This is a genomic window from Acidovorax sp. 107, assembly GCF_003058055.1.
Taxonomy (GTDB): domain Bacteria; phylum Pseudomonadota; class Gammaproteobacteria; order Burkholderiales; family Burkholderiaceae_C; genus Acidovorax.
In genome coordinates, this window is the sequence record NZ_QBTZ01000001.1 from 4,416,503 (window position 1) to 4,437,799 (window position 21,297).

Sequence of the window (21,297 nt, forward strand, 5' to 3'; positions counted from 1 at the left end):
CCTTTGCAAGTCTTACTTCTTCGATAAGGAAACCGACATGACTGATCTGCAGAAACGCTCCCTGCTCAAGGTGGCAGCGCTCTCCGCTGTGGCCGCTGCCGCCCTCGTGGGTTGTGGCAAGAAGGAAGAACCGGCACCGGCCCCCGCGCCTGCTCCGGCCCCTGCCGCAGAAGCACCGGCCCCCAAGCCCGAGCCACTGAAGATCGCGTTTGCCTATGTCGGCCCTGTGGGTGACGGCGGCTGGTCGTTTGCCCACGACAACGGCCGCAAGGCCATCGAGAAGGAATTCGGCGACAAGGTTGTGACGAGCTTTGTGGAAAGCGTGCCCGAGTCCGCCGACGCCGAGCGCGTGCTGCGCGACCTGGCCGGCCAGGGCAGCAAGCTGATCTTCGGCACCACCTTCGGCTACATGGAATCCATGCTCAAGGTGGCGGAAGACAACAAGGGCGTGAAGTTTGAACACGCCACCGGCTACAAGACGGCCGAGAACCTGCGCACCTACGACAGCCGCACCTACGAAGGCGCTTACATGGCCGGCATCATCGCTGGCGCCATGACCAAGTCCAACACGCTGGGCGTGGTGGGCTCGGTGCCGATTCCTGAGGTGATCCGCAACATCAACAGCTTCACGCTGGGTGCGCAGTCGGTCAACCCCAAGATCAAGACCAAGGTGGTGTGGGTGAATGAATGGTTCAGCCCACCGAAGGAAACCGAAGCTGCCACCTCGCTGATCAACGGCGGCGCCGACATCCTGTTCCAGAACACCGACTCTCCCGCCGTGCTCAAGACTGCTCAAGAGAAGGGCAAGCGTGCCTTCGGCTGGGACAGCGACATGACCGCCTACGGCCCCAAGGCCCACCTGGCATCGGCCGTGATCAACTGGGGCCCGTACTACGTCAAGGCCACCAAGGACGTGCTGGACGGCACCTGGGCTTCGGGCCAGAGCTGGTGGGGCGTGAAGGAAGGCGCGATCGACATCGTCTCCATCGCTGAAGACGTGCCTGCCGACACCAAGGCCAAGGTCGAAGCCGTGAAGAAGGGCCTGGCCGACGGCAGCTTCAGCATCTGGAAGGGCCCCATCGTGGGTCAGGACGGCAAGCCCGTGCTCGAAAAGGACGCTGTGGCCGACGACAAGTTCCTGGGCGGCATCAACTTCTACGTCAAGGGCGTGGAAGGCAAGATCCCTGGCGGCGACAAGAAGTAATTTGCACCGCGTTCATCAGCAGTTCTTGCGGGCTGCTGTGACAAAGGGCCGCCCTGGGGTGGCCCTTTTGTTTTGCAGAGGCATTGCGCGGCCTGCAGCTTTAAGAACCTGTTCAAAGGAACAAGAACGATGGTGGAATCAACGTTATGGCACCCGGTGGCCCTGTCAGAGGCCGTGGCTGCGCAGGCACCGCTGGCCTTGCAATTGCTGGAACAACCCGTGGTGTTGTGGCGCGACCGTAAAGGCATCGTGCACGCACTGGCCGACCAGTGCCCGCACCGGGGCGCCCGCCTGTCGCTGGGCCGCGTAACGCCCCAGGGCCAGCTGGAGTGCCCCTACCATGGCTGGCAGTTTGCCGCCGGTGGACAATGCACGCACGTGCCAGCACTGCCCACCTTTGTGCCTCCGGCCACGCACTGCGCCCGCCATTTCGAGGTGCAGGAGGCCTATGGCCTGGTGTGGTTGCGCATCGCACCGGGCGAGCAGGGACTGCCTGTGTTTGCGGCGGAAGGGGACGCCCGCCTGCGCAAGCTCAACTGCGGCCCTTACGACGTAGCGGCCAGCGCGCCGCGCATCATCGAGAATTTTTTGGACATGTCGCATTTCGGCTTTGTGCACGAAGGCTGGCTGGGCAGCCGCGAAGCGACAGCCATCGACGACTACCGGGTGGAGCCCACGCCCACGGGCCTGCTGGCCACGGGCTGCAAGGCTTGGCAACCGCAATCCAACCTGCATTCCACGGCGGCCGCCCAGGTCGAATACACCTACGAAGTCACGGCGCCCTATGCGGCCATGCTGACCAAGGTGCCCGAGGCGGGCACCACGGCGGTGGAGGGCTGGCGCGAGTCCATAGCGCTGTTCATCTGCCCGGTGACGCCCGTGCGCAGCCGGGCGTGGTTCCGGCTGGCGGTGGCCGATTTCGATTCGCCAGACGAGAAACTGCAGGCCTTCCAGGACACCATCTTCACGCAGGACCAGCCCGTGCTGGAGTCGCAGGCGCCACAGTGTCTGCCGCTCGACCTGCGCGCGGAGTTGCATACCGCTGCCGACAAGGCATCATCTGCCTATCGCCGCTTTCTGCGCCAGAGTGGCATCACCTTTGGAGTCTGCTGATGTTCAAGATCCCCCCCATTTCCGCAGAGCGCCTTCCCGGTCTGCTGCGCGCCATGCCCAAGGCCGAGTTGCATATTCACATCGAGGGTTCGCTGGAACCCGAGCTGATCTTTGCGCTCGCGCAGCGCAACGGGTTGACGCTGCCCTACGCCACCGTGGACGCCTTGCGCAGCGCCTATGCGTTCACCAACTTGCAGAGTTTTCTGGACATCTACTACGCGGGCGCCAGCGTGTTGCTGCATGAGCAGGACTTTTATGACATGGCGCGCGCCTACCTGGGCCGCGCGGCGCGCGACAACGTGCTGCACGCCGAACTCTTCTTCGACCCGCAAACCCATACCGCACGCGGCGTGCCCATGGAGACCGTCATCAACGGCCTGCACCGTGCCTGCCAGGATGCGCGCGCCGAGCTGGGCATCAGCGCCACGCTGATTTTGTGTTTCCTGCGCCACCTGAGCGAAGAGTCGGCGTTTGAAACGCTGGAGCAGGCCATGCCGCTCCTCGACAAGATCGTGGGTGTGGGGCTGGACTCCAGCGAACTGGGTCACCCCCCCGAAAAGTTTGCCCGAGTATTTGCCCGCTGCCGCGAACTGGGCCTGCACTTGGTCGCCCATGCGGGGGAGGAGGGACCCCCCGCCTACATCTGGAGCGCGCTCGATGTGCTCAAGGTCGAGCGCATTGACCACGGCGTGCAGGCCGTGCACGACGCGGCACTGATGCAGCGCCTGGCGCAAGACCGCATAGCGCTCACGGTGTGCCCGCTGTCCAACCAGAAGCTGTGTGTGTTCCCCAATCTGGCAGACCACAACCTCGGCAAGCTGCTCGATGCCGGGCTGGCCGCCACGGTCAATTCAGACGACCCGGCCTACTTTGGTGGCTACATCAACGAGAACTTCACCCAGGTGTTTGCGGCCACGGGCCTCACGGCCAAGCATGCCTATCAGTTGGCGTTCAACAGTTTCGAAGCCAGCTTTGCGGGCAATGCCGACAAGCGGGTGTGGGAGCACAAGCTCAAGGAAACGTTTGAGCGGTGCGTGGAGCACGATTACTGAGCTTCGGGTAGCGCGCAGTGGGCTTGGGAAATGACGCCCGAGGGGCTGTCGCCCGTGCGGCAGGGGCGTGATCTGGGTAAACCCTTAAAATAGTAAGTATTCGTTTGAATTGTGTCCGGCCCAGGCCCACGGGGTGATCCACCGCCATGGCCCTTACCCTGCGCCCCTTTGCGGAGTGCACGGGTGCCGTGTCGTCCCCCTTTTTGGAGCCTTCCATGTTTCTCAGTCAAATCTCCATTGGCAAGCGCCTGACCTTGGTGCTCGGTCTGATCCTGGCATTGTTTTTTGCCAGCAGCGTGGTGGCCGTGGTCAAGCTCAGCCAGCTGGGCCGGGAGATCGATGCCATGGTCAACGACAACATCAAGACGGAGCGCGCTGGTTCGGACTGGCTGCGCCACACCACGTCCGGCGTGCAGCGCGCGGCGGCCATCGCCAAGAGCAGTGATGCCAGCCTGATTCCCTACTTTGCGCCTGCCACGGCGGCGTCGATCCGCGACACCAACGAGCTGCAGAAATTCATCGAGTCCAAAATGGACACGCCGGAAAAGAAGCAGCTCTTTGCCAAGGTGGGTGACCTGCGCAAGGACTACCTGGCGGCCCGCGAGGAAGTGAGCAAGTTCAAGCAGGCGGGCGATGCCGAGAATGCCAACAAGGTCTTCTCCGAGCGGTTCGAACCCACCTCCCGCAGCTACCTGGCGGGCGTGCAACAGATGGTGGACGGCCAGCGCGCCGAGCTGGATGCGGCCGGCAAGCGCAGCGAAGAGCTGCGCGCGCAGACCACGCTGCTGCTGCAGATCTGCACTGGCGTGTCGCTGCTGCTGGGTGCGTTGCTGGCCTGGCTGCTGACCACCAGCATCACGCGCCCCCTGCGCCAGGCTGAGGCCATTGCCGAGACCATCGCCAACATGGACCTGACGGGCGCCCCCCAAGCGAGCTATGCCAACGACGAAACCGGCCACCTGCTGCGCGCCCTGGATGCCATGCGCAGTGCGCTGCACCGTTCGCTGCAGCAAGTGCGTGGCGTGGTGGACAGTATCTCCACGGCCAGCACCCAGATTGCGATTGGCAACCAGGACCTGAGCGCACGCACCGAGCAGACGGCCAGCAGCCTGCAGGAGACCGCCAGCTCCATGGAAGAGCTGACCAGCACCGTGCGCCAGAGCGCGGATTCGGCCGTGCAGGCCAACCAGCTGGCCGTGTCGGCGGCGCAGGTGGCCCAGCGCGGGGGCGATGTGGTGGCCCAGGTGGTGACCACCATGGACGAGATCAACACCAGCAGCAAGAAGATCGCCGACATCATCGGCACCATCGACGGCATTGCCTTCCAGACCAACATCCTGGCGCTGAACGCGGCCGTGGAAGCCGCCCGTGCGGGCGAGCAGGGCCGGGGCTTTGCCGTGGTGGCCAGCGAAGTGCGCTCGCTGGCCCAGCGCTCGGCCCAGGCGGCCAAAGAAATCAAGACGCTGATCGGCGTGTCCGTGGAAAAGGTCGAGTCGGGTGCTGCGCTGGTGCAGAACGCCGGCACCACCATGGGCGAGATCGTGAGCTCGGTGCGCCGCGTGACCGACATCATTGGCGAGATCAGCGCAGCCGCCTCGGAGCAGAGCCAGGGCATTGGCCAGGTGAATGTGGCGGTGACCCAGCTGGACCAGATGACCCAACAAAACGCAGCCCTAGTGGAAGAGTCCACCGCCGCCGCTGAAAGCCTCAAAGACCAGGCGTCGCGCCTGGCTGAAGTCGTGGGGGCCTTCCGCCTGGGGGCGGGCCAGCAGGCGCTGCGGTTGAACTGAATGCCTTTCCGGGGCTTTGCACACGGCGGCAGGGCCCGCTCCAGGCTTCAATCCAGATCGTTTCAATCAGGACAATTTCAACGTAGTTTCAACACCGTTTGATTTCCCCTCGGAGGCACCGTCGTCCTGCGGTGCTTCCGTTCCATTCCATCAGGGCCATGTAGAGGAACACCATGTACAAAAACCTCGCAGCCACGCTCGTGGCCGCCTGTTTTTTCTCCCCCGTCTTTTCCCAGACTGCTCCTGCCAAGGGCGGTACAGCCGAGCCCGTCAAGGCCGGTTTTGTCTATGTCTCGCCCATCACCGAGGCAGGCTGGACGCGCCAGCACGATGAGGGTCGCAAGGCCGTCGAGGCCGCGCTGGGCAACCAGGTGAAGACCACCTTTGTCGAGAACGTGGCCGAAGGGGCCGACGCCGAGCGGGTGATCCGCGACCTGGCAGCTACCGGCCACCAGATCATCTTCACCCCCAGCTTTGGCTACATGGAGCCCACGCTCAAGGTGGCGCAGGACTACCCGCAGGTGAAGTTCGAGTCCATCACCGGCTACAAGACCACGCCTAACGTGGCGGCTGCCAATGCGCGCTATTACGAGGGGCGCTACCTCGCGGGCATCGCCGCGGGCCGCATGAGCAAGACCGGCGTGGCAGGGTTTGTGGCCGGGTTTCCCATTCCGGAAGTGCTGCAGGGCATCAACGCCTTCACGCTGGGCATGCGCTCGGTGAACCCCAAGGCCTCCGTGAAGGTGGTGTGGCTCAATGTGTGGTTTGACCCACCCAAGGAGCGGGATGCGGCCATGGCGCTGTTCAACCAGGACGTGGACGTGATCGCGTTCCATACGGGCTCCACCGCCGTGATGGCGGCGGCGCAAGAGCGCGGCAAGATGGCCGTCGCCTACCACTCCGACATGCGCAAGACCGGGCCTGACGCCCAGATCGTGGCTGTGACGCACCAGTGGGGCACGTACTACACGGAGCGCGTGCGGGCCGTGCAAAACGGCACCTGGAAAAGCGCCAACCTGTGGGGCGGCGTGCGCGAGGGCATGATCCGTGTGGGCGACTTTGGCCCCCGGGTGCCGGCTGCCGTGCAGCAGGAGGTGCTGAATGCCCAAAAGGCCGTGGGTGCGGGCAAGCTCCAGCCCTTCCGTGCGGGCAAGGTGCCGGTGCGCGACAACGAGGGGCAGGAGCGCATTGCTGCGGGCCAAGCACTGCCGGATGCCCAGATCCTGCAGATGAACTGGCTGGTGGAAGGCGTGGTGGGCAAGCTGTCCCGCTGATCCCGCAGGGCATATCGCCCGTCGTTATCACCTACCGGCGCTCCCCGAACCCCATAGCCACTATGGGGTGCCGCATATACAAACGGCGCCCCCTGCCGCTAAGCTTGCCGCCATGCCTGTTTACCGTTCCGCCCTTTTGCGTTTTGCCGACGATGGCCGCGCCCTCTATGACCAAGATGGCCTGCTGGCCGTTGGCCCCGACGCTCAGGGCTGCCAGCGTGTGCTGGCGGCAGGCGCCTGGCAGACCCTCGCGCCCCAGTTTGCCGGGGAGCCAATCGTGCATCTGCCGGGGCGCATCCTGGCCCCGGGGTTTGTGGACATGCACATCCACTTCCCGCAGACGGACGTGATCGGCTCACCCGCCGATGGCCTGCTGCCCTGGCTGGAGAACTACACCTTTCCCCACGAGTCGCGGTTTGTGGAGCAGGACTATGCGGGGCAGGTGGCGCAGTTCTTTGTGGCCGAGTTGCTGCGCAACGGCGTGACCACGGCCCTGGCGTTTTCCACCTCGCATCCTGCATCGGTGGAGGCTCTGTTCACCGAAGCCCAGCGTCAGCAGGTGCGCCTTATCACCGGCAAGGTGCTGCAGGACCGCCACTCGCCTGACGGCGTGCGCGACGACACCGAGCAGAGCCTTATCGATACCGAAACCCTGATCCAGCGCTGGCACGGCGTGGACCGGCTGGGCTATGCCATCACTCCCCGCTTTGCGCCCACCAGTACCCATGAGCAATTGCGCGGCGCGGGCGAGCTGGCCGCGCGTTACCCTGATGTGTGGATTCAATCCCACGTGGCCGAAAACCGCGACGAGATCTGCTGGGCGCGCGAGCTGTTCCCCGCCGCACGCAGCTATCTGGGCGTGTATGACGACTTCGGCCTGATGCGCGAACGCGCGGTGTACGCGCACTGCATCCACTTCGACGACGATGACCGCGCGCTGATGCGTGACACCGGTGCCGTGGCTGCGGTCAGCCCCACCAGCAACCTCTTTCTGGGTAGCGGGTTCTTCGACTACGCCGGTGCCGACCGGGTGGGCTTTGGCTACGGCCTGGCCAGCGATGTGGGCGGAGGCACCAGCTTCAGCCCGTTCCACACCATGCTGGCCGCGTACTACGTGGGACGGGAGGGGCAGACCAAGCAGGGCCTGAGCCTGTCGCCCCAGCAACTGTGGTGGCAACATACCGCCGGTGCTGCGAAGGCGCTGGGCCTTGCGGGCGTGGTGGGCAATCTGCAGCCGGGCTGTGAGGCCGATTTTGTGGTGCTGAACCCCGAGGCCACCCCCCTTTTGGCGCGCAAGACACGCCAGGCGCGCAACCTGGATGAGCTTTTGTTTGCGCTGATCGTGCTCGGTGACGACCGCGTGGTGCAGGAAACGGTGATTTCTCAAGCAAAATACGGCTCTAGCGCTTGATATTCATGCGCTACCAGCTACGTATTTAATAGCGCCCAGCAGTCCACCACTGCGCGGGCCACAGCGCAGGGAGTTCTGCTATGAGCATCAAGAGCGACAAATGGATCCGCCGCATGGCGGCCGAGCACGGCATGATCGAGCCCTTCGAGCCCGGCCAGGTCCGCGAAGTCGAAGGCCGCAAGATCATCAGCTACGGCACCAGCAGCTACGGCTACGACATCCGCTGTGCGCCCGAATTCAAGGTGTTCACCAACATCCACAGCACGGTGGTCGACCCCAAGAACTTCGACGAAAAGAGCTTTGTGGATTTCGAGGGTGACAGCTGCATCATCCCGCCCAACAGCTTTGCGCTGGCCCGCACGGTCGAATACTTCCGCATCCCGCGCAACGTGCTCACCATCTGCCTGGGCAAAAGTACCTACGCGCGCTGCGGCATCATCGTCAACGTGACCCCGTTCGAGCCCGAGTGGGAAGGCTATGTGACGCTGGAGTTCAGCAACACCACGCCATTGCCCGCACGCATTTATGCAGGTGAGGGCTGCGCCCAGGTGCTGTTCTTCGAGAGCGACAAAGACGACGTGTGCGAAGTCAGCTACCGCGACCGGGATGGCAAGTACCAAGGCCAGGTGGGCGTGACCTTGCCCAAAGCCTGACAACGCGCGCGGTGTGGGCGGCGGCAGGGCTGCTGTCCTACATGCGCCTTGCGTGTTGGCTGAAATGCAAGCATCGGTAAGTTTTTTAGCATGGGTGACACGCCTCCCGCGAGATGGGGGCTGATGGAGTTACACCATGCTGATGTCCGCCGCCGCCTCAACCTTCTTCCTCGCGCCCGTCCGTGCTCTGGTGCCAGCGCTGGCCGATACCGTTGCCGACGCTCGGGCCCCTGCTGCCGCCGCGTCCACTGACACCCCTTCGACCAGCCGTGCCAGCCCGGCGCAGCATTCCGCCGACGCAGACTGCCAGGCGCATCACACCTACTGGCCCTGTGACCTTCTCAACACCTTTGTGCTGCGCATGGCGGCACAAGGCCACTGCGTGAACCTGTCGATGATGCTGGGCCACCGGCCCTATGCGCTGGAGCGGCTTGCGCTCGCAGCAAGCGCTCCGGACACGGGCCTGCAGGAACTGGCGACCCATTTGCGGCCGTATTTCGAGGCTCCGGTGCTGCAGGCGGAAAGCCCGGCGCCGCTGCCTGCCGCACAGGGCGATGGTCTCGCTGCGCCGCCGGACAGCTCTCACGCTTCGACACAGACCCTGTTGCGCCCCTGGCCCTTCGCTTCGTAGAGCGCGGCATCACCCCGTCGCAGCATGGCTGCGCCGTTGTCGTCTGCGCCGCGCATTGTGGCCACTCCGGCGCTGATGGTGATCGCGCCCACCACCGGGTCCTGCTGCCCGGCCATGGCCGTGACCAGGGCCTGCGCAATGGACCGCGCGCCTTCGAGGTCGGTGTCGGGCAACAGGGCCACAAACTCCTCTCCGCCCACCCGGGCCACCACATCGGAGCCGCGCAGGCGCGACTCGAGCGTGCGCGCCAGTTGGCGCAGCACCTCGTCTCCCGCTTCGTGCCCGTAGGTGTCGTTCACCCGTTTGAAGTGGTCCACATCCACGGTGATCACGCTGAGTGAGCGGCTGCTGCGCCGCGCCAAGGCCACGGCAAACGCCATCTGCGTCTCGAAGCCGCGCCGGTTCAGCAGGCCGGTGAGGGCATCGGTGCGTGCCTGCAGATCCAGTGCGCGGTTGGCGGCTTCCAGCTCCAGCGTGCGCAGCCGCACCTTTTCTTCCATGGCCTCGCGGGCGGCCAGCAGGCGGTGCGTCATGCGGCCCAGTGACTGGGAGAGTTGCGCCACCTCGCGGTTGCTTTGCATGGCCGGGATGCTGCTGCCTGGACGGTCGGCTTCCACCGCGCTGGCGGCATCGGCCAATGCGTACAGGTCCACGCTCAGGCGCCGGGCGGCGAGCCAGGCCAGGGCGGAGGCGAGCAGCGCGGCGGCCAGTCCGATCACCAGTGTCAGCTGGACCGTTTTGTCTGCCTCGGCAAAAGCCAGCTCCACCGGCTGGCGTGCCACGATGCGCCAGCCCAGGTCGCTGGCTGCGTTGCGTGGCTGCAGCTGGGTGGCTGCGGTCAGGTAGCGCTTGCCATCCTGCCATCGGGTCACCGTGGTCTGCGTGCGGTCGCCATCGCGGTTGTTGTTGACATTGATGCCCTCGGGCAGGCGCTGCCCGGCGGCTCGCATCGCGTCGGTCTGCCCGCCGGGCGCATAAATCAACTCCCCTTTGCGGTCGAAAATGAACAGCCCGAGCGCGCTTTCATCGGAGGTTACGGGGGTGAGGCTTTCCAGCACCTCGCGGGTCCATTGCCAGTTGCCATGGATGCCGAGTACGCCCACCGTGGTGGGGCCGATGCGGATGGGGGCTGAAAAGTCCACGAACCGGTGTGGCTCGCCGGTGGCGTTGGGGGGCAGCAGAGAGCTCAGCAACTGGGCAGGGTGCACGTCGCCCACATGCACACCTTCCAGCCCGTGTTGAAACCACGGGCGCTGGGCCACGCTCTGGCCCACCAGCAGCCCCCCCGTGGCGTTGCGCACCACGCCCTGGGCATCTGCCACACCGATCCAGATGTTGTTGGGTTGCATGGCCTGGCTGCGTACGAGCATGTGCTGCGCTTCGGCAGAGTCGAGTCCCTTGGACCAGACCACTTCAGCGCTGGCCATCACCTCGGCTTCCAGGCTGCGCTGCATCAGACCCAGGGCCAGGAGCGTGCCGGCGTTTTCGGCCACCACCTGCAAGGAGTTGCCTGCATCGCGCTGGATGCGGTGCTTGAGAAGCTCGCCAAACCCCAGCGACAGCAACACCGACAGGCTCACCACCAGCGTGCCAAACACCAGCGCGATCTGCATGCGCAGGCTGTGGTCTGAAAAGCGGGCGATGAACATCATGCGGATGTGGCCGTCAAGGGCTTCATCGCAGCCGGCGCCTGGCTGGCGTGGCGCAGCGCTAGCCGGGCAGCTGCCAAGTCCCAGCCCGCCCAGCCGCAACTCTTGAACAGCACCGGCCCCGTGTGGCGCACGGTGGCTGCGGTGCCGTGGCTGCACACCACGTCACCCAGCGTGGGCAGAGCGGCCACGTCCAGTCCCGCCTGCAGCAGGTCGCCTGCCTCGTGGAGCGCATCGCTGGTGTCCACCACGATCCCTCCGTGCCGCGCCACATGCTGGCACAGGCCCGGCGCCAATTCGGCCATGGTCGGGGTGAAGGCACCCACGGCCGTCACAAAGGCGTCGGGACGGGGCAGGGCATGCAGTGCCACTGTGCTGGCGGTGGTGCAGGTGGCTATCAGCGGGCAGTGGGGCACCGCAGCGTCGGCATCGGCCACCACCCGTACCTGGGCGCCCAAGGCCCGCACCTGCGCCGCCAGCGCCTCGGCGCTGGCACTGCTGCGCGAGGCAATCCACACCTCGCGCACGCCCAGGCCGTGGATGAATGCCTCGGCATGGGCCAGGCCCTGCACCCCTGCGCCTACGATGAGCAACGGGCCGTGTGGCACCCGCGCCAGGTGCCGGGCCGCCAGCAAAGAGACGGCGGCGGTGCGCCGCGCGGTGACTGTGGGGCCGTCCAGCACCAGCCGGCGCTCGCCCGTGGCAATGTCGAACACCACCACATCGCCCTGGATGGACGGGCGGCCCGTGCCTGCGTTACCCGGCGTGAAGGTGATGAGCTTGGCCATGGCCACCGTGCGGTCCGTGGCCGGCATCACAAACAGGCTGCCGCCCTGTGCCAGCGGCAGCACGCCACGCTGGGGCACCACCACGGTGCTGTCTTGCAGCAAGGCAGCAATTTCATCCGCCAGAGCGGACCAGGGCAGCCGCGCGGCGGTGGCCGCTGCGTCCAGCACGCCCAGGGATTCAAGAGGGGAGGCTAAAGGCATGCCCGGACTGTACACAGCAGGCTGCTGAATGGGGAGCGGAGAACCCCTCAATGATCCCGAGCCTCATCCCCCCCCCCCCGGTCGGTGCAGGGTGCCGGTGCAGGTTTGTCTCAGGGCCGCGGCCCGCTAATGCGTTGCGCCCGCCTGCAGCGCAATGTCTTGCGGCGCCAGCACCGCTGCCCAGAGGGCCGCATGGATGCCGCGCACCATGTCGCGCAGCGGCAGGTGGGGCTCGCCCTGGCCGCTGAGCCAAGGCACATGCACAAAGCCGCCGCGCGCGCCCTTGGGGCCCCGGCCCTGGGCCAGCAGGTGCATCAGCCCGTACAGCACATGGTTGCAGACGAAAGTGCCCGCGGTCTGCGACACCTCGCAGGGCACACCCGCGCGCTGCACGGCGCGCAGCATCGCCTTGATGGGCAGGCTGGAAAAGTAGGCGGTGGGCCCGCCAGCGTGGACTGGGGTGTCGATGGGCTGGGCACCCATGTTGTCGGGGATGCGCGCGTCGTTGATGTTGATGCCTATGCGCTCGATGGAAAGTGCATCACGCCCGCCCGCCATCCCCAGGCACAGCGTGAGGGCCGGCTGGTGGGCCTGCACCAGCGACTGCAAACGCTGCAGCGACTGCCCGAACACCGTGGGCAATTGCGCGGCCACGACCGAGTGCCCTGCCATGCGCTGGCCGTGCAGGGCTTGCGCGATGAGCCAGCTGGGGTTGTGCGTGCCACCCCCAAACGGGTCAAAACCGGTGAGCAGGATGGTGGGCCTGGCCTGGGGCGCGCTGTGGAGGGTGTCAGGTGCCATGGGTGTGGTGAAGGGCGTGCAAGAGCAGGGTGGAACACATCGTAAATCGTCCGCGCCGGGGGCGGTCCCGCGCGTAACATGCAGGCTTGGTCGCCCCGCCTGGAGGGCGCTGGAGAGACACCATGAAATGGGAAGGCAATCGCGAGTCTGACAACGTGGAAGACCGCCGCGACGAGGGGGGCGGCGGCGGATCGCCGGTGTTTGGCGGGCGCAGCATTGGCATTGGCACCATCGTGATCGCGCTGCTGGGCGGCTGGGTGCTGGGTATCAACCCCTTGACCATCCTGGGCCTGCTCAGTGGCGGCGGCCCTGCGCCCCAGGTGCAGACGCAGCCCCAAGCGCCCGCGCACCGCCCGCCCGCCGACGACGCCATGGCCCGTTTTGTGTCCACGGTGCTTGCCGACACCGAGGATGTGTGGGGCGAAGTGTTCCGCCAGGGCGGCGGGCGCTACCAGGACCCGCGCCTGGTGTTGTTTCGGGGCGCCACGCCCACGGCCTGCGGCACGGGGCAGGCTGCCATGGGCCCGTTCTACTGCCCGGCCGATCAGAAGGTTTACATCGATCTGGGTTTTTACGAAACCCTCAAGAGCCGACTGGGGGCCCCGGGCGACTTCGCCCAGGCCTATGTGATTGCCCATGAGGTGGGGCACCATGTACAGAACCAGCTGGGCATCAGCGCCAAGGTAGACCAGATGCGGGGCCGCGTGAGCAAGCCCGAGTACAACGCACTGTCGGTGCGGCTGGAGCTGCAGGCCGACTGCTTTGCCGGGGTGTGGGCGCACCACGCCCAGAAGGCCCGCCAGATCCTGGAGCAGGGCGATGTGGAGGAGGCGATGAACGCCGCCGCCAAGATTGGTGACGACGCGCTGCAACGTGCCAACGGCGGGGCGGTGGTACCCGAGAGCTTTACCCACGGTACCAGCGCACAGCGGCAGCGCTGGTTCAACAACGGCTTGCAGACGGGCAGCGTCAAGGCCTGTGACACCTTTGCCGCGCGCAGTCTGTAGCGCGCTTACCAATGCCTTGGCAGTGCCTTGATACCGCCCTGACTTCGACGGTCGCATAAATTTCTCCATGCCTTCCACCGCACCTGTGGCTCCCCCAGCGCATCGCCATGCTGAGCGCCCGGCAGGTGCCGAGGCGGGGCCCTCAGCGCCACAGCCCTCGGGCGCTGCGGCGGCGTGGTCCGCGGCGGCCGTCACCGTGCCCCATGCGGTTGGCCTGGGGCTGCTGGCGTTTGCTCCGCTGGCGGGCGAGCATTCGTTGGCGGCGCTGGCTTTGTGGTCGGCGGCACTGCCCGGCCTGCTGTTGACCCTGGCGACGCCCCGCGCGGGGGTGGTGTACGCACCGACCACCGTGGTGGCGCTGCTGTTTGCAGCCGTGCTGGCCACCGCCCATGGCGCTGCGCCCGGCCTGGGTCTGAACGCCCGCCAGGTGCTGGCGGTCACCGGCGCCACGGTGGCCTTGGCCTTTGTGTTCCAGTGGCTGTTGGGGGTGCTCCGGCTGGCGTCGGTAGCGCGGTTTCTGCCCATCTCGGTCACCCACGGGTTTGCGGCAGGCGTGGGCTTGTCGATGGTGGTGGGGCAGGTGCGCAATGGCTTTGGCGCCGGGGCCGATGCGCTGTGGGACGCACGCACCGGCTGGCACCTGCTGGCCGCCCTGGCGGTGGTGGGGCTGGCCTGGGGGCTGCGCCAGCGCTGGCCCCGCATGCCGGGTCTGCTGTCGGCGGTGGCTTTGGTGGCCTTGGCCGTGGCGTTGTCAGGGCTGTGGGGGGGCGGGCGCAGCACTGTGCTGGTGCCCGCAGTGCTGCCCAGCCAATTTGCCTTGCCGTTGCTGCCCGACTGGACAGGGATTCCCTGGTGGGCCCTGGCCCGGCAGCAGGGCTCGGCCCTGGTGGTGCTGGCCGTGCTGATGGCGCTGGTCAACAGCCTGGAGATTCTGGTGTTCAACCAGGAGCTGGAGCTGGACCATGGGCTGCGCGGCAACGCTAACCTGGCGCTGCGCCGCGAGAGCCTTTTGGGTGCACTGTGCGGGCTGATGGGAATGATTCCCGCGTCGACCAGCGCGTCGCGTTCGCGCATCGTGCTGGCGCAGGCGGAGGCATCGCGCGATGCCCCGCGCTGGCACGCCGCCATCATGCTGGGGGTGGCGGTCACCGGGGCGTGGTGGCTGCACTGGGTGCCCATGGCCTGCCTTGCGGGCGGTCTGGTGTTGGCGGGACTGATGCAGGTGCCGGGCCTCATGTGGTCGCTGCGCTATGCGCGCCGGTCACGAGTGACCTGGGCGCAAAGCTGGCTGGTGGCGCTGGTGTTTGCCGTGATGGGTGGCGTGGTGGCGCTGGTGGCCGGTCTGGTGGTGGCCACGTTTGTGCTGCTGCACGACTCTGCCGCCACAGTGCTGCGACACGTGCGGCTGGATGGCGAGCTGCGCTCACGGCGCTTGCGCAGGGCGGGGTCGGACAGCTGGCTGTCGCCGCGCATGAACCAGGTAGCGGTGTTCGAGCTGCAGGGCGTGATGTCGTTTGGAGTGGCCGCTCACTTGGCGGAGCAGGTGCGCATGCTGCTGCAGCCGCGCCACCGCTGGGTCATTCTTGACGCGGGCCGTGTGCCGGCATGGGACAGCACCGCATTGGCCCAATTGCGGGCGCTGGTGCGCGACCTCGACCAGCAAGGCATTGCGGCCGCTGTGGCGGCACTGGACCCCATGGCCGCCGAACATGCAGGGGAGCAGGTGCGCGCCTTTGCCGATCTGGATCGTGCGCTGGAATGGGCCGAGGTAGGCATCCTGTCCCAGCGCCCCATCGAGCAACGCCCGGCCCGGCCCGAGCGTGATCTGCTGGGGGAAGTGGGTGAGGGCGTGCCCAAGGCCGCCGCAGAGGCCTTGCAGGCTTTGCTGCTGCAGCAGGCCGTCCCACCGCACGGTGTGGTGTTCCATGCCGGCGACACCGACCACGACCTGCTGGTGGTGAAGTCCGGCCACATCACGCTGGTCACCCAGTGGCCGCCCGACAAGGGCTTACGTCTTGCGACCGTCGGTCCGGGCATGGCGTTTGGCGAGATGGCGTTTCTCAATGGCGCAGCCCGCAGTGCCTGCGCCGGCTCCGAGCGGGGCCCCGCGCACCTGGTGCGTTTGTCGCGCGCTCATTTCGATGCCTGGGCTCGCCAGTACCCCGAGGCAGCGCTCACAGTGATGAACAACCTGGCCCAGATCGGCGCCCGCCGCCTGGCGGTGACCACGCGGCAGTTGCGGGCGGTGCTGGAGTAGCGAGGGCGGGCAATGGGCCTTCTTGCCTGGCGTGAAGCGTGACCCGGTCCTGGGGCCGACAGGCGTGCGAAAACCGTGGATTTCTATAATCAAGGGTTGGCAAATTCCACTTGGCAATCTCCCTTTACCGCTCCATGGAATCCACCACCTCGCCCCCCGCCGCCGAAACTCCCGTGGCCGTCACTCCCTTTGAATGGATCGGCGGCGAAGAGCGCGTGCGCACCCTGACCGATCGCTTCTACGACCTGATGGACCTGGAGCCTGGCTATGCCGAGTTGCGTGCCGCCCATGGCAGCGACCTGGGCCAGGCCCGGCAAAAGCTGTTCATGTTTCTGTGTGGCTGGCTGGGTGGGCCTTCGTACTACACCGACCAGTTTGGCCATCCGCGCCTGCGCGCGCGCCACATGCCGTTTGCCATCGGCATCAAGGAGCGCGACCAGTGGGTGGCTTGCATGGACCAGGCCATGGGCGAGACCGGCGTGCCCACAGACCTGCGCGTGCGGCTGAAGGAAAGCTTCATGGGCACGGCCGACTGGATGCGCAACAAAGGGGTCTAGCCAGCCCGCAAGGCGGCCCCCCGTTTGCGCCCTTGAAGGGCGTCCCTGTGTGTTTCCTGAGGCTTCGTCCACAGGCTCTAAGATGCTCCCTCCAACAAATACAGGAGGTAGGGTATGTCGGCAACTGCATGGGTCGTGGTCGTTGTGCTGGTTGCGGTGCTGGTGTGGGCCGTCACGGTCTACAACCGGCTGGTGCAGTTGCGCAACCGCATTGCCAACGCGTTTGGCCAGATCGACGTGCAGCTCAAGCGCCGTTATGACCTGATTCCCAATCTGGTGGAGGTGGCGCGTGGCTATCTGGCGCACGAGGCTGCCACGCTGGAGGCCGTCATCAAGGCCCGCAGCCAGGCGCAGGGTGCGGCCGCGGCAGTGCGTGCAGCCCCCCAAAGCGCCAGCGCCATGGGCGCGCTGGCGGCAGCAGAAGGCGTGCTTGGCGGCAGCCTGGGGCGCCTGATGGTGGTGGCCGAGAGCTACCCCGATCTCAAGGCCGATGCCACCATGCAGTCGCTGTCCGAAGAGATCACCAGCACCGAAAACCGCCTGGGGTTTGCACGCCAGGCCTACAACGACCAGGCGCTGGAGTTCAACGATGCGGCGGCTCAGTTCCCCGAGCTTGTCGTCGCGCGCCTGCTGGGTTTTGCGCCCGCGCCCATGCTGGCGTCCACGCAGTCCGACGAAGAGCGCGCTGCGCCCCGGGTGAAGTTCTGATCCTCCCCTCGCCACACCCATGAAGTTCTGGGACCACCAGCACAACGCACGCAGCGAGACGCGCCGCCTGCTGCTGGGCTTTGCCTTCGCCGTGGTCGTTCTGGTGGCGGCTGTGCATGCTGCCCTGGCGCTGGCCTGGTGGCTGATGGTGGCGGTGCTGCCAGTGCATCTGCCCTTTCCGCAGGGTTTCCTGGCGGCCAATGTGGGCGTCTCGCTGATGCTGGTGCTCGGCGGCTGGTGGGTGGAGACGTCCAATTTGCGCGCTGGCGGTGTCAAGCTGGCCCGGCGCGTGGGTGCACGCGAGTTGCGTCCTTCGCTGTCGCACGCCGAGCAGCGGCTGTCCAACATCGTGGACGAGCTGTGCATCGCTGCGCACATGGCTCGCCCGCAGATCATGGTCATGCCCCGCACCGATGCCATCAACGCTTTCGCTGCAGGATGGGACGAGAGCGACGCCGTCATTGCCGTGACGCAGGGCGCCCTGGACTACCTCACCCGCGAAGAGATGCAGGGCATGGTGGCCCACGAGTTGAGCCATCTGCACGAGGGCGACACGCGCCTGAAGATGCGGCTGGCGGGCATGGTGTTCGGGCTGGAGCTGGTCTACAACTTTGGCGACACGATGCGCGAACGCCGGGGCCTGGCCTGGTGGTTCGGGTCGGCCATCATGGTGGCGGGCTTTGCGGGCTGGCTCACCGGCCGCATGCTCAAGGCCGCCGTGTCCCGCCAGCGCGAATACCTGGCCGACGCACGCGCGGTGCAGTGGACACGCAGCCGTGACGGTCTGGGCGGTGTGCTGCGCAAGGTCATGGCCCAGCGCCGCGACACACCGGCCGGGTATGCCGAGAACCCCGCCCACACCGGCCTGGCCCACCCGGCCGTGCAGCACATGCTGCTGGTGGATGTGGACGGTGGTAGCCGCATGGAACGCTGGCTGGACACCCACCCCACGCTCGACGACCGCGTGCAGCGTGTGTATGGCCGCCGCATGCCGCCGTTGCCAGCCGTGCCGGTGACTGCGGGGCCCGAGTCTGCGCGGCGCAATGAAGGTGTGGTGCCCGGGGCGGTATCCATTGCGTCGCTGGTGGACCCGTTTGCGCGCTTCATGTAAACCGCTGCGAGGGCGGCAGATTCTTTGCAGGAGAACCATTTCAATGTCACGCGACGCACGATTCCAGGAACAGGCCCAGGCGCTGGGCTACAGCTTTGAGGGCGAGATCAAGATCGGCGGCAACTATGTGCCGCTGGTGCGGGACGGCCACCACATCTACCTGAGCGGGCAGATCCCGCGCGTGGGCGACACGGTGGTCGTCACCGGCGCGGCGGGTGCCGGCGCCTCGCTGGCCGATGCGCAAAAGGCCGCCAAGGTCTGCGCGATGCGGGCGCTGGCGCTGCTGCAGCGCGCCTTGGGTTCGCTGGATGCCGTGCAGTCCATCCTGCGCATTACCGTGTACGTGCAGTCGGCGCCCACCTTCACGCAGCAAAGCGAGGTGGCCGATGGCGCCTCGGAGGTGCTGTTTGCCGTGCTGGGGGAGGCGGGTGCCCACACCCGCACCTCGGTGGGGGTGCTGCAGCTGCCCAAGAGCGCCACTGTGGAGGTGGACCTGATTGCCTCGGTGGCGCCGCAGGCGTCCCCTCCGGTCCCGGGCTGATGGCTCATCGCGTCTGGAGAACATGCCATGACCGCCGCTGAGTCGGCTCCCGCACCAGGGCCGCGCCAAGACGCCAGCGTGCACCCGCGTTTCAACGTGTTCGGCCGCATCGTCGAAGTGCGGCGCGAGGGCCCGCTGTGGCAGGCCTACCGCGTGGGCGCTGACGGCAAGCGCACGCCGTCTGGCTTTGTGATCCCCGACTTTGTCGCAGAGCATGAGCTGGTGCAGTTTCTGGAAGATTTATTCCACGAGAGCGCCTCGCCCCACAACGGCGACGTGTACCGCATCGGCTGAATCGACACGCGGCGCCCTGACCGCGGGGCGCTGCGCGGGTGTTGCGGCGCCGCCGTCGCGTCACACCGCTGTCAAACCCGGCCCAGACACTCGGTCCCTTGTTTCAATGAGGGACTGTTCATGCCTGAGCGCACTCCGGGTTTTTTGATTTCTTCTTCGCGTGTTTCACGCCGCGTGGCCACGCTGGGGTTGGTGGCCCTGGCCGCGTCGCTGGCCGCTTGCGGTGGCAGCGACAGCGCTAGCAGCAACGCAGGCGCCACAGCCACGCTGGCCGTGCTCGAGACGACCGACCTGCACTTCAACGTGCGCAGCTACGACTATTTCAAGCTCGCCGATGACAAGTCCTACGGCTTCGAGCGCACCGCCACGCTGGTGCGCGCCGCGCGCAAGGAGTTTGCCAACACGCTGCTGGTGGACAACGGCGACACCATCCAGGGCACCGCGCTGGCCGACTACGAGGCCACCATCAGCCCCATCCCCTGCACGCAGCAGCTGTCCATGTACAAGGCCATGGGCGCGCTGGGATTTGATGCGGGCACGCTGGGCAATCACGAGTTCAACTACGGCCTGCCTTTCCTGAACCAGGTGCTGGGTGGCGGGCTGGACGTGGATGGCGTCGATGCCACCAAGAAGTGCGCAGGCGCAGGCTACCCCGCCGTGCTGGCCAACGTGTACAGCAGCAAGACCAAGAAGCCGCTGGTGCAGCCCTATGCGCTGCTGGAGCGCACGCTGGTGGCCAAGGGTACCGATGGCAAGGAAGTGAAGCTGCCCATCAAGATCGGTGTGATCGGTTTCACGACGCCCGGCATCATGAACTGGGACAAGCGCTACCTGGAAGGCAAGGTCTATACCGAAGGCGCAGTCGAATCCGCCAACAAGTACGTGCCTGAACTGCGCGCCAAGGGTGCCGACATCGTGGTGGCGCTGTTGCACGGCGGGCTCGACAATGCTGCCTACTCGGCCACCATGGAGAACCCGGGCCTGTACCTGTCGAAGGTGGCCGGTATCGACGCGATGGTGATGGGCCACCAGCACGGCGTGTTCCCCGACACGGCGGCCACCCCCAGCTTCAACTTGGCCGGCGTGGACCACAAGGCAGGCACTGTGAACGGCGTGCCGGCGGTGATGGCCAGCTCGTGGGGCAAGGCGCTGGGCGTGGTGCAGCTGGCGCTGCAGTGGGATGGCGCCAAGTGGGTGGTCAACAAGTCCGCCAGCAAGAGCGAGCTGCGCAACATCCAGAGCAAGAATGCCGCAGGTGCCACGGTGACTGTGGATGCAGACCCTGCCATCGCCCCGTTGATCGAGACGCAGCACCAGGCCGCGATCAAGTATGTGAAGACACCGATCGGCCAGACCGATTTCCGCATGAGCACGCTGTTTGCCGATGTGGGTGACCCCGGCGCGATCCAGATCGTGAACCAGGCCCAGCAGGCCTACGTGGCGGCCTACCTCAAGGCCAGCCTGCCGCAGTACGCTGCGTTGCCCGTGCTGTCGGTGAGCGCACCGTTCAAGAGCGGCTTCCAGGGCGGGGCCGACTACACCGACGTGGCGGTGGGCCCGCTGGCCATCAACAACGCGGCCGACCTGTACCTGTATCCCAACACGGTGTACGCGGTGAAGGTGAACGGTGCTGACATTAAGAACTGGTTAGAGGCCGCTGCCAAGCGCTTCAACCAGATCGACCCGGCCAAGACGGGCGAGCAGCAGCTCATCAGCACCTTCCCTGGCTACAACTTCGACATGTTCACGACGGCCGACGTGCAGTACGAGATCGACGTGACGCAGGCCGTGGGCAGCCGCATCAAGAACCTCACCTACCTGGGCAAGCCCATCGACGCGGCGCAGGAGTTCGTGATTGCCACCAACAACTACCGCGCCACCAGCGGCAAGAGCTTCATCGACAAGCTCGACGGCTCAGGCACCATCTGGGCCTCGCCCGATGCCAACCGCGACGTGGTGATCGACTACATCCGCAAGAACCCCGCCGTGACCCGCGCTGCCAACGGCGCTGCCAAGAGCTGGCGCTTTGCCAAGGCCACGGTGGCGGGGCCGGTGGTGTTCAGCTCGGGTGCCAATGCCCTCAGCGTGGCGCAAGCGGCCGGGCTGGGCAATGTGTCGCTGCTAGCGGCCGATGATGGCTCGGGCAAGGGCACTTCGAAGTACGGCGTGGACCTGTCCAAGTAAGCATCAGCCCACCGCCGCAGGGAATGTGGCGGTGCGCGCCTTCACCGCGCCACCGCTGCATGTCCCGGTTG

At 66.3% G+C, this 21,297-nt stretch carries 19 protein-coding genes; 16 read left to right on the forward strand and 3 right to left on the reverse strand.

Features of this window, described 5'->3' with window-relative positions; translation table 11 throughout:
- Positions 1–37: 37 nt before the first annotated feature.
- From C8C99_RS20615 to C8C99_RS20650, 8 genes are all read left to right on the forward strand, one after another.
- Positions 38–1,204, forward strand: a complete 1,167-nt coding sequence (locus tag C8C99_RS20615) for a BMP family ABC transporter substrate-binding protein (RefSeq protein WP_056641608.1) — start codon at positions 38–40, stop codon at positions 1,202–1,204.
- Positions 1,205–1,333: 129 nt separating this feature from the next.
- On the forward strand, positions 1,334–2,317 hold the full coding sequence (locus C8C99_RS20620) for an aromatic ring-hydroxylating dioxygenase subunit alpha (RefSeq protein WP_056641611.1): 984 nt from the start codon (positions 1,334–1,336) through the stop codon (positions 2,315–2,317).
- Positions 2,317–3,369: an adenosine deaminase gene (locus tag C8C99_RS20625; protein WP_056641615.1), complete on the forward strand. Its 1,053-nt coding sequence runs from the start codon at positions 2,317–2,319 to the stop codon at positions 3,367–3,369. The genes C8C99_RS20620 and C8C99_RS20625 overlap by 1 nt, the downstream gene beginning before the upstream one ends.
- A 215-nt stretch (positions 3,370–3,584) precedes the next feature.
- The gene (locus tag C8C99_RS20630; protein WP_056641808.1) at positions 3,585–5,159 is read left to right on the forward strand and encodes a methyl-accepting chemotaxis protein; all 1,575 of its coding nucleotides are present in this window, start codon (positions 3,585–3,587) and stop codon (positions 5,157–5,159) included.
- A 173-nt stretch (positions 5,160–5,332) separates the two neighbouring features.
- Positions 5,333–6,433: a BMP family ABC transporter substrate-binding protein gene (locus C8C99_RS20635; protein ID WP_056641617.1), complete on the forward strand. Its 1,101-nt coding sequence runs from the start codon at positions 5,333–5,335 to the stop codon at positions 6,431–6,433.
- A gap of 112 nt (positions 6,434–6,545) precedes the next feature.
- Complete coding sequence (guaD, locus tag C8C99_RS20640; protein WP_056641620.1) at positions 6,546–7,844, forward strand: guanine deaminase; 1,299 nt, start codon at positions 6,546–6,548, stop codon at positions 7,842–7,844.
- Between the two features lie 80 nt (positions 7,845–7,924).
- Positions 7,925–8,497 carry a dCTP deaminase gene (gene dcd / locus C8C99_RS20645; protein ID WP_056641623.1) on the forward strand — a complete coding sequence of 191 codons (573 nt, stop codon included), beginning with the start codon at positions 7,925–7,927 and terminating at the stop codon, positions 8,495–8,497.
- Between the two features lie 136 nt (positions 8,498–8,633).
- Positions 8,634–9,128: a hypothetical protein gene (locus C8C99_RS20650; RefSeq protein WP_056641626.1), complete on the forward strand. Its 495-nt coding sequence runs from the start codon at positions 8,634–8,636 to the stop codon at positions 9,126–9,128.
- Here C8C99_RS20650 and C8C99_RS20655 read toward each other — a convergent pair.
- From C8C99_RS20655 to pcp, 3 genes are all read right to left on the reverse strand, one after another.
- On the reverse strand, positions 9,080–10,780 hold the full coding sequence (locus tag C8C99_RS20655) for a diguanylate cyclase (protein ID WP_108626745.1): 1,701 nt from the start codon (positions 10,778–10,780) through the stop codon (positions 9,080–9,082). The two genes, C8C99_RS20650 and C8C99_RS20655, sit on opposite strands and share 49 nt — an antisense overlap.
- Positions 10,777–11,766, reverse strand: a complete 990-nt coding sequence (locus tag C8C99_RS20660; RefSeq protein WP_108626746.1) for a delta(1)-pyrroline-2-carboxylate reductase family protein — start codon at positions 11,764–11,766, stop codon at positions 10,777–10,779. The genes C8C99_RS20655 and C8C99_RS20660 overlap by 4 nt, the downstream gene beginning before the upstream one ends.
- 126 nt (positions 11,767–11,892) lie before the next feature.
- Positions 11,893–12,567, reverse strand: coding sequence for a pyroglutamyl-peptidase I (gene pcp, locus C8C99_RS20665; protein ID WP_108626747.1), 675 nt, complete (start codon positions 12,565–12,567; stop codon positions 11,893–11,895).
- Between the two features lie 122 nt (positions 12,568–12,689).
- Between pcp and C8C99_RS20670 the strand changes: the two genes are divergently transcribed.
- From C8C99_RS20670 to C8C99_RS20705, 8 genes are all read left to right on the forward strand, one after another.
- Positions 12,690–13,574, forward strand: a complete 885-nt coding sequence (locus C8C99_RS20670; protein WP_108626748.1) for a neutral zinc metallopeptidase — start codon at positions 12,690–12,692, stop codon at positions 13,572–13,574.
- Between the two features lie 67 nt (positions 13,575–13,641).
- Positions 13,642–15,831, forward strand: coding sequence for a SulP family inorganic anion transporter (locus C8C99_RS20675; protein ID WP_108626749.1), 2,190 nt, complete (start codon positions 13,642–13,644; stop codon positions 15,829–15,831).
- 134 nt (positions 15,832–15,965) lie between these two features.
- Complete coding sequence (locus C8C99_RS20680; RefSeq protein ID WP_108626750.1) at positions 15,966–16,388, forward strand: group II truncated hemoglobin; 423 nt, start codon at positions 15,966–15,968, stop codon at positions 16,386–16,388.
- 114 nt (positions 16,389–16,502) lie between these two features.
- Complete coding sequence (locus C8C99_RS20685; protein WP_108626751.1) at positions 16,503–17,096, forward strand: LemA family protein; 594 nt, start codon at positions 16,503–16,505, stop codon at positions 17,094–17,096.
- Positions 17,097–17,115: 19 nt separating this feature from the next.
- Entirely contained in the window at positions 17,116–18,207 is a 1,092-nt protein-coding gene (locus C8C99_RS20690) for a M48 family metalloprotease (protein WP_108626752.1), read from the forward strand.
- A 43-nt stretch (positions 18,208–18,250) separates the two neighbouring features.
- The gene (locus tag C8C99_RS20695; RefSeq protein ID WP_108626753.1) at positions 18,251–18,748 is read left to right on the forward strand and encodes a RidA family protein; all 498 of its coding nucleotides are present in this window, start codon (positions 18,251–18,253) and stop codon (positions 18,746–18,748) included.
- 27 nt (positions 18,749–18,775) lie between these two features.
- Entirely contained in the window at positions 18,776–19,042 is a 267-nt protein-coding gene (locus tag C8C99_RS20700; protein ID WP_056641653.1) for a hypothetical protein, read from the forward strand.
- 120 nt (positions 19,043–19,162) lie between these two features.
- Entirely contained in the window at positions 19,163–21,226 is a 2,064-nt protein-coding gene (locus C8C99_RS20705; RefSeq protein WP_108626754.1) for a bifunctional 2',3'-cyclic-nucleotide 2'-phosphodiesterase/3'-nucleotidase, read from the forward strand.
- The last annotated feature ends 71 nt before the right edge of the window (positions 21,227–21,297 follow it).

Coding starts and splice junctions, on each gene's coding strand:
- C8C99_RS20670 (WP_108626748.1), top strand. CDS start 12,690: ATGAAATGGGAAGGCAATCGCGAGTCTGACAACGTGGAAGACCGCCGC.
- C8C99_RS20650 (WP_056641626.1), top strand. CDS start 8,634: ATGCTGATGTCCGCCGCCGCCTCAACCTTCTTCCTCGCGCCCGTCCGT.
- dcd (WP_056641623.1), top strand. CDS start 7,925: ATGAGCATCAAGAGCGACAAATGGATCCGCCGCATGGCGGCCGAGCAC.
- C8C99_RS20695 (WP_108626753.1), top strand. CDS start 18,251: ATGTCACGCGACGCACGATTCCAGGAACAGGCCCAGGCGCTGGGCTAC.
- C8C99_RS20680 (WP_108626750.1), top strand. CDS start 15,966: ATGGAATCCACCACCTCGCCCCCCGCCGCCGAAACTCCCGTGGCCGTC.
- C8C99_RS20660 (WP_108626746.1), bottom strand. CDS start 11,766: ATGCCTTTAGCCTCCCCTCTTGAATCCCTGGGCGTGCTGGACGCAGCG.
- C8C99_RS20620 (WP_056641611.1), top strand. CDS start 1,334: ATGGTGGAATCAACGTTATGGCACCCGGTGGCCCTGTCAGAGGCCGTG.
- C8C99_RS20655 (WP_108626745.1), bottom strand. CDS start 10,780: ATGATGTTCATCGCCCGCTTTTCAGACCACAGCCTGCGCATGCAGATC.
- C8C99_RS20705 (WP_108626754.1), top strand. CDS start 19,163: ATGCCTGAGCGCACTCCGGGTTTTTTGATTTCTTCTTCGCGTGTTTCA.
- C8C99_RS20630 (WP_056641808.1), top strand. CDS start 3,585: ATGTTTCTCAGTCAAATCTCCATTGGCAAGCGCCTGACCTTGGTGCTC.
- C8C99_RS20635 (WP_056641617.1), top strand. CDS start 5,333: ATGTACAAAAACCTCGCAGCCACGCTCGTGGCCGCCTGTTTTTTCTCC.
- C8C99_RS20685 (WP_108626751.1), top strand. CDS start 16,503: ATGTCGGCAACTGCATGGGTCGTGGTCGTTGTGCTGGTTGCGGTGCTG.
- C8C99_RS20615 (WP_056641608.1), top strand. CDS start 38: ATGACTGATCTGCAGAAACGCTCCCTGCTCAAGGTGGCAGCGCTCTCC.
- C8C99_RS20690 (WP_108626752.1), top strand. CDS start 17,116: ATGAAGTTCTGGGACCACCAGCACAACGCACGCAGCGAGACGCGCCGC.
- C8C99_RS20675 (WP_108626749.1), top strand. CDS start 13,642: ATGCCTTCCACCGCACCTGTGGCTCCCCCAGCGCATCGCCATGCTGAG.
- C8C99_RS20700 (WP_056641653.1), top strand. CDS start 18,776: ATGACCGCCGCTGAGTCGGCTCCCGCACCAGGGCCGCGCCAAGACGCC.
- C8C99_RS20625 (WP_056641615.1), top strand. CDS start 2,317: ATGTTCAAGATCCCCCCCATTTCCGCAGAGCGCCTTCCCGGTCTGCTG.
- guaD (WP_056641620.1), top strand. CDS start 6,546: ATGCCTGTTTACCGTTCCGCCCTTTTGCGTTTTGCCGACGATGGCCGC.
- pcp (WP_108626747.1), bottom strand. CDS start 12,567: ATGGCACCTGACACCCTCCACAGCGCGCCCCAGGCCAGGCCCACCATC.